Below are 6753 nucleotides of genomic sequence, written 5' to 3'. Positions count from 1 at the left end.
CCCTTTGCCATATAAAAAATGTTTCTCCTAACTTTATATATTTAATAATAACCTAGAAAGGTTTTTTATTTCATATTCTCAGTTAAAAGAAACATTGTAAAAGGCCTAGTCCTTTATTTTTATTTTAATAATCTAAGGTTATAATATTACTATAGAAGAAAGAGAGTTGAAAAATGTGAAAGTAATAGTAATTGGTGGTTCAACAGCTGGCATGACAGCAGCAAGTAAATTAAAACGTATGTTAAAAAATGATGTTGAAATTATTGCTTATCAAAAGTTTAAATATCCATCATTAGGAGCTTGTGGAATTCCTTATTATGTTGGAAAACATTTTGACAATGCAGAAAGAATGATTGCACGAACTGTTGAAGAATTTCAAAATCGGGGGATTCTTGTTAAAACTAGTTGTGAAATAACACGCGTTGATTTTAAAACAAAAACTATTTACGGAATTAACTATAATACAAACCAAGAATTTATTGATAATTATGACAAATTAATTATTAGTGTTGGAGCAACACCACGTCGTTTAAATTTAGCAGGAGAAGACGCTGTAAATGTTTTTACAGGGACAACCTTGGAAGCTGCCATTGAATTACGTTCACGTTTAAAAAAGTAAAAAATGTTACTATTATTGGCGGAGGTTTTATTGAATTAGAATTTTGTGAAAGTTTTGGCTTGGCAAGAAAAAAAATTACGTTAATTGAAGCTGACAAATGAATTTCATGAAAATTGCTTGACGAAGATATTGCACATTTATTAGCAAATGATTTAGAAAAAAAGGAATTAAAATTAAAACAAATACCAAAGTAACAGAACTTGTTGTTGAAAATAATAAGGTAACAAAAATTAAATTATCACCGGAAGAAGAAATTGCAACATATTTAGTATTAGTTGCAATTGGGGTTACTCCAGCAACTAATTTTTTAAAAACAACAAATTTAAAAATGAATGAATTTGGGGCAATTTTAGTGAATAACCAATTTGAAACAAATATTAAAGATGTTTATGCTGTAGGTGATTGTGTGATGACAAAAAATATTATTGATAATAAATTAAATTATATGTCGTTAGCAACAATTGCAGCCAAAAATGGTAAGGTTATAGGTAATATTTTAGCGGGAAAGAAAGATCATTTTCCTGGTGGAATTGAAACAAGTATTATGCAGGTTTTCGAAAGTGAAATTGCTCGAACAGGATATACAAAAGAACAAGCAATTTTGAATGGTTTTAATGTGAAAGAGGTCGTTGTAAATGGAACAGATCATACACACTATGTTGCTGATGCGAAGCCAGTAACAATTAAAATTATTTATGACCAAAAAGATAAAATTATTGTTGGTGCACAAATTTTTGGTTATAATAAAGCTAGTTTAAGAATCAATGCTTTAATCCCAATTATTTGAACAAAAACTAAAATTGGTGAAATTGAGTATTTAGATCTACCATATTCACCTCCTTTTGCAAAAAGTGTTGATGTATTAAACGTTGCTTTGACAAAAATTAATGAGTAATAAAAATTAAAGGAGATAATAATATTAAATGACAGTAAAAAATGCAATTAATTGACGAAAAACTATTAAAAAATATAATAGTGAAAAAGTAATTAATCAAGAAGATTTAACAGTAATACTTGAAGCAGGGCGCTTAGCACCTTGTTCATTAGGAATTGAAGTAACTAATGTTGTTAGTATTACAAATCAAGAATTAAAAAATAAATTTGCTGATGAAGCAATGCTTGGCTGAAATCAAGAAAAAGTCAAAAATGCTAGTTGTATGATGCTTATTACGGGTACTAATCCATCTTATTTAGTTTCAACTCAATTTTTAACAAAACGCTTAGAACGAGTTATTAATCAAGCAGATGATTTAGAAAAAGCAATTAAAAAATATCAAACTTTTTTGCAACAAAAAGAACATCTTTCTGCGTTTGTTTCAGAACAAGCTCATATTGTAAATAGTTTTATTACAATTCAAGCTGCTGATTTAAGAATAGGAACTACTATTATGGGTGGTTTTGATGCAAAAAAATGTGATGAGTTATTAGCAAAACATTGTACGTTTGATCAAGGAAAATATCATAAAGTCTTAGCTTTAGCGTTAGGATACTATGATGAAGATGATGATAAAGCAACAATGCCACGTGTTAGAATTGATTTTAATGAATTTGCAAAGATTATTAAATAATCTTTGTTTTTGTTTAAATATGTGTTATCATTATTTACGTGCAAATAATATGCAGTCATATTATTAAAAGTGAGGTGAGTTATATGGCAAGAGAAGGAATCCATCCAAAATATTTTGATACTAAAATTATGTGTACAACTTGTGGAACTGAGTACATAAGTGGTTCTACTAAAGGAGAAGAATTAAAAGTTGATACTTGTTCTTCATGCCATCCCTTCTATACAGGAAGTCAACAGTTTGCTAATGCAGCCGGACGTGTTGAACGATTTAAATCTAAATTTAATAAAAAAGAAGAGTTAGTAAAACAAACAGAAAAAGCATCAAAAGCACAAAAAGAACTTAACAAAAAAACAGCGAAACCAAAATCTGATGAACAAAAAGCAGAATAATTGGTAAACCTTTATCTTAAAAAGATAAAGGTTTTTTTGATATTTTGTAATGTAATTTTATTAAATTAGAAACATAATTTTTCAAAAATTATCGGAAATATAAGTTTAACTTAACAATAACTATTTTTTATTATTTTTATTTGGGTATAATAAAATTAATTGGGAGCGTGGTATTTTAATGGAATTGAAAATTAATAATTTAAAGTATAAACGATATAAAAAAATTATTTTTAGTGATTTAAATTTTAGTGTTGATAGTCAAGAAATTTTGGGGACTCATTTTGAGAATAAGTTTTCACAATTATATTTTTTAAAATTGTTATTAGGAAAGAAAAAACCACGTAATGGAAAAATTTATTTAAACAATAGAAATATCACAACTTTATTACCAAAAGAACGTAGAATTGGTTATGTATCACCTGGCCCATTAAGATTAGTTTTTTTACCAACAAAATTACGCTTGGCTTATCATATTTTAAAAACGCCAAAATTTTTACATGATAGTTCATTAAAATATAATAAAAATAAATATTTTTATAAAAATTTAGTTTTTATTGGTAATGATTTAAATAAACAAGATTTAATATTAAAAATAGATAAAATCATTAATGAATATTTTAATAATTCAATTCATATTAAAGAAGAATGAATTGAGACTTATTTAACTAAAATTAGTGAATTCCATAAAAAAGAAATTAGTAAAATCTTAGATGATGATAAAGATTCAATTTTTATTCAAAGTTTACATACTTATACTTATAAAAGAGAAGAAATTCGTGTATATGAAGGTTATCTTGCATTTTTACAAGCTTTATGAGATAAAATTTATTATATTTCTGACTTAGATTATTTGTGTGATTGTTATGAAATTGCTAAAAAAAGAAAACTTAAAGATAAAAGTTTTGGTTTTATTGGGGCAAAATTAGTTTGTGAAAAGTATTTAAAAATATTGCAGACTGAAATTACATATGAACGTTATCTTTTAATTAAAGCACGAAAAGCATTAAAAAAATATCGTCTTAATGTTATAAATATGGTTTTAAAAGATAGTAAAAATAAGAGTGTTATTAAAGGAATTTTAAATAAAAGTAATTCCTCAAATATAATTACTTGAACAAAATTATCAGAAGATCAATGATTTAACTATAATCAAAAACAAGAACAATTAATTGCAAATTTATTACCAGATGAAGCAACAATTATTAAGGGAAAAGTTTTAGAATATTTTCATAAATATCATTTGGAATTATTAAATAATACATTAGAAACTCGTGAAAAAGATAATTCAATTGCTATTGAAGAAGCAAATGAAAAAGTTGTAACAGTTTATAATCAAGCTTTTGAAGAAGTTAAAAAATTAATGAGTAATTTAAATATTAAAATGAATTGATTTAAACTTACTAAAAATTTAAGTAGTTTTGATCATACTAAAATTAGATTGATTAATGCCATTTTAAGTAAGAAAGAATTAATTATTTTACATAATACTTTTGACAATTTAACTCATAATGAAGCAAATGAATTAAATGAAATTTTACTTAGTTTAAAAAACTATAATCCACAGTTAACTTTTTTAGTTTTAACAAAGAACATTGAGAATATTAAAAATTATGTTACACAATTATTATTTTTTGATAAGGATAATAATTACAAGTTGATGTCAAAAAATCATGCTGAATTTTTACCTAATACAATTAATTTATATCAAATAATGTATAATAGTTCAGAAAATGTTTTTAGCATGAAATATTCTATAGCAGAAAATGTTTTAGAAAATGAAAAAATTAAGATTAAATTACCTAAAGGAACTAAATTAATTGATCAAAAAGAATATTATTTAGCAGTTAATCCAAACTTAATCTCATTCCAAAAGACAAAGCAATTTAACAAAGATTTACATTTATTATATAAAGGACATGTTAAGTCAATTAAAAAAGTCTTTAAATCAATTGTTTGCTTTTTTGAAGTTAATGATGAAGTTATTTTTAAAATTTTTACAGAAAAAGAACTAAATTTAAAAAAAACAACAACAATATATTTTGAAAAGAATGCACTATTAGTTTATGATAAAGTTAACAATAATTTAGTTGCTAACATATAAGCGAGGAAAACAAATGCAATATTTAAAAGGAATTATTTTACAAAAAATTAAAGATTATAAGACAATTATTTGTTTACGTCATATTTCACCAGATGGTGATGCATATGGTTCAGCATTTGGATTAGCACAATTCATTAAAGATAATTTTCCAAATAAGAGGGTATTAGTTGATGGTGCACCAAATGATTTTTTAGCCTTCTTAGCAACACCTGATCTTATTCAAGCAGAAGATTATAAAGATGCATTAGTAATTGTGACTGATACAGCGAACATTGAACGAATTGATAGTAAATATTGGCAGAAAGCAAAAGAAGTTATTAAAATTGATCATCATCCTAATGTTACGCCATTTGGTGATATACAATGAATTGATGAAACTAAAATTGCAGTTTCAGAAATGATTGCTGAGTTAGTTTTAACATCAAAATTAATAGTAACACCAGAGGCAGCCAAATTAATTTTTACTGGAATTGTAACAGATTCAAATCGTTTTATGTATAGTAAAACTTTCCACAATACTTTTATGTTAGCAGGGCAATTAGTTGCGACAGGTTTTGATTTGCAATCAATTTATCAAAATTTATATGAAGAATCATGAGTTAATGTACGCTTTAAAAATTATTTGTTATCGCAAGTAGTTATTTATGATAAAGAAATTAGTTATGTTAAGATAACTGATGAAATGTTAAAAGAACATAATATGAGTTATGAGACTGTTAAACCATGGGTTAATATTATGAGTAATATTAAAGAATTTAAAATTTGAATGTTAGTAATTGAAAATAAAGCAGAGGGTTATATAAACCTTAGCATTCGTAGTAATACTTATATTATTAATAAAGTAGCAGAAAAGTACTGTGGTGGTGGTCATCAGTTAGCAAGCGGTGCAAAAATTTATCAGTGAGAAGATTTAGAACGAGTTTTAAAAGATTTAAGTTTTGTAATTAAAAATAACATTAAATATATGGGAGGTTAAGAATGTATTTTTTAAATAGTAAAGCTCAAATAGGCTGAATAGAAGTTATCACTGGTTGTATGTTTGCTGGAAAAACCGAAGAGTTTATTCGCCGCTTAGTTCGCCTAGGTTATGCTAAATTTGAAATTCAAGTTTTTAAACCAACAATTGATAATCGTTATAGTGAAAACCAAGTTGTTAGTCATAGCAAAAAAGCAGTTGAAGCAATATCAGTTAAGAATTCTGAAGAGTTATTAACAAACCTTAAACCAACAACAAATGTTGTTGGGATTGATGAAGTCCAATTTTTTGATAATAATATTGTTAAACTTGCTGATTCTTTAGCAGATAAAGGAATTATTGTTATTGTTAATGGTTTAGATAAAGATTTTCGAGGTGAAGCTTTTATTAATGTTGAACAATTAATGACACGAGCAGAAGAGGTTAAGAAATTGCATGCAATTTGTGTTAAATGTGGAAATTTAGCAAATAGAACTCAACGTTTAATTAATGGGAAACCAGCTAATTATTATGATCCAATTGTTTTAATTGGTGAAAAGGATAAATATGAAGCTCGCTGTCGTCATTGTCATGAAGTAACATAATAATGTAGGGGGAAAAAATGTTAACAAAAAGTGGATTAAATGCTGAAGTTTATTTTATTATAAATAGTAAGACAAAAAATATAAAAAAAATTAAAGCTCATTTTGTTGAAAATTTGCCAATTAATTCCAAAATAATAATTTTAGAAGACTTATTAATTAAGGAAAATGACAATGTGATTGTTAATGGTAATGTTTTTAAAATTAGCCAAAAAATTATTCATAAACATCCCATTAAAAAAACATTTGAAAGTTGCGAATATCGTTTAACTTTAGTTGACCAATTAAAAAATTTGCCAAAATTTCAAACATTAATTTCAAATCAGTAAAAAGTCATTAATTATTAGACTGCACCCCAAAAAGTAAGTAAAATTAAAAAAGAACTTTACTAAACTTTTAGAGGAGGTGCATTTTTATATGGCAAGAAAAGGACAAAAATTTAATAAATATACAGCAGATTTTAGAAAAATGATAGTACAAGAAGTTAAAAATAATAAGATAAGTTTTATTGCTCAAAAA

The 6753-nt window shown here is 25.4% G+C and carries 8 protein-coding genes; all 8 read left to right on the top strand.

All coding sequences use genetic code 4. The features are described 5' to 3' along the window. Positions 1 to 175: 175 nt before the first annotated feature. The 8 genes from D9R21_RS08335 (at position 176) to D9R21_RS03775 (ending at position 6563) form a co-directional block, all read left to right on the top strand. Positions 176 to 619, top strand: a complete 444-nt coding sequence (locus D9R21_RS08335) for an FAD-dependent oxidoreductase (RefSeq protein WP_241568730.1) — start codon at positions 176 to 178, stop codon at positions 617 to 619. Positions 620 to 716: 97 nt separating this feature from the next. Continuing rightward, the gene (locus D9R21_RS08325) at positions 717 to 1514 is read left to right on the top strand and encodes an FAD-dependent oxidoreductase (protein ID WP_334199037.1); all 798 of its coding nucleotides are present in this window, start codon (positions 717 to 719) and stop codon (positions 1512 to 1514) included. A 28-nt stretch (positions 1515 to 1542) separates the two neighbouring features. Then, positions 1543 to 2187: a nitroreductase family protein gene (locus D9R21_RS03800; RefSeq protein ID WP_126821168.1), complete on the top strand. Its 645-nt coding sequence runs from the start codon at positions 1543 to 1545 to the stop codon at positions 2185 to 2187. A gap of 83 nt (positions 2188 to 2270) precedes the next feature. Next, positions 2271 to 2576 (top strand): 50S ribosomal protein L31, encoded by a 306-nt coding sequence (gene rpmE, locus D9R21_RS08320; RefSeq protein ID WP_126821167.1) that lies wholly within the window; start codon positions 2271 to 2273, stop codon positions 2574 to 2576. A gap of 178 nt (positions 2577 to 2754) precedes the next feature. Beyond that, positions 2755 to 4677 carry a hypothetical protein gene (locus tag D9R21_RS03790; protein WP_126821166.1) on the top strand — a complete coding sequence of 641 codons (1923 nt, stop codon included), beginning with the start codon at positions 2755 to 2757 and terminating at the stop codon, positions 4675 to 4677. Between the two features lie 13 nt (positions 4678 to 4690). Next, positions 4691 to 5653: a DHH family phosphoesterase gene (locus D9R21_RS03785; RefSeq protein ID WP_126821165.1), complete on the top strand. Its 963-nt coding sequence runs from the start codon at positions 4691 to 4693 to the stop codon at positions 5651 to 5653. Between the two features lie 2 nt (positions 5654 to 5655). Beyond that, the gene (locus D9R21_RS03780) at positions 5656 to 6237 is read left to right on the top strand and encodes a thymidine kinase (protein ID WP_126821164.1); all 582 of its coding nucleotides are present in this window, start codon (positions 5656 to 5658) and stop codon (positions 6235 to 6237) included. 17 nt (positions 6238 to 6254) lie between these two features. Continuing rightward, a complete protein-coding gene (locus D9R21_RS03775; RefSeq protein ID WP_126821163.1) occupies positions 6255 to 6563 on the top strand; it encodes a hypothetical protein in 309 nt (102 codons plus the stop codon). The last annotated feature ends 190 nt before the right edge of the window (positions 6564 to 6753 follow it).

The sequence above is a fragment of the Spiroplasma endosymbiont of Megaselia nigra genome, assembly GCF_003987485.1.
Classification (GTDB): Bacteria; Bacillota_I; Bacilli_A; order Mycoplasmatales; family Mycoplasmataceae; genus Spiroplasma.
The sequence above is the reverse complement of the archived record's forward strand: the minus strand, read 5'-3'. Positions and strand labels throughout refer to the sequence as shown.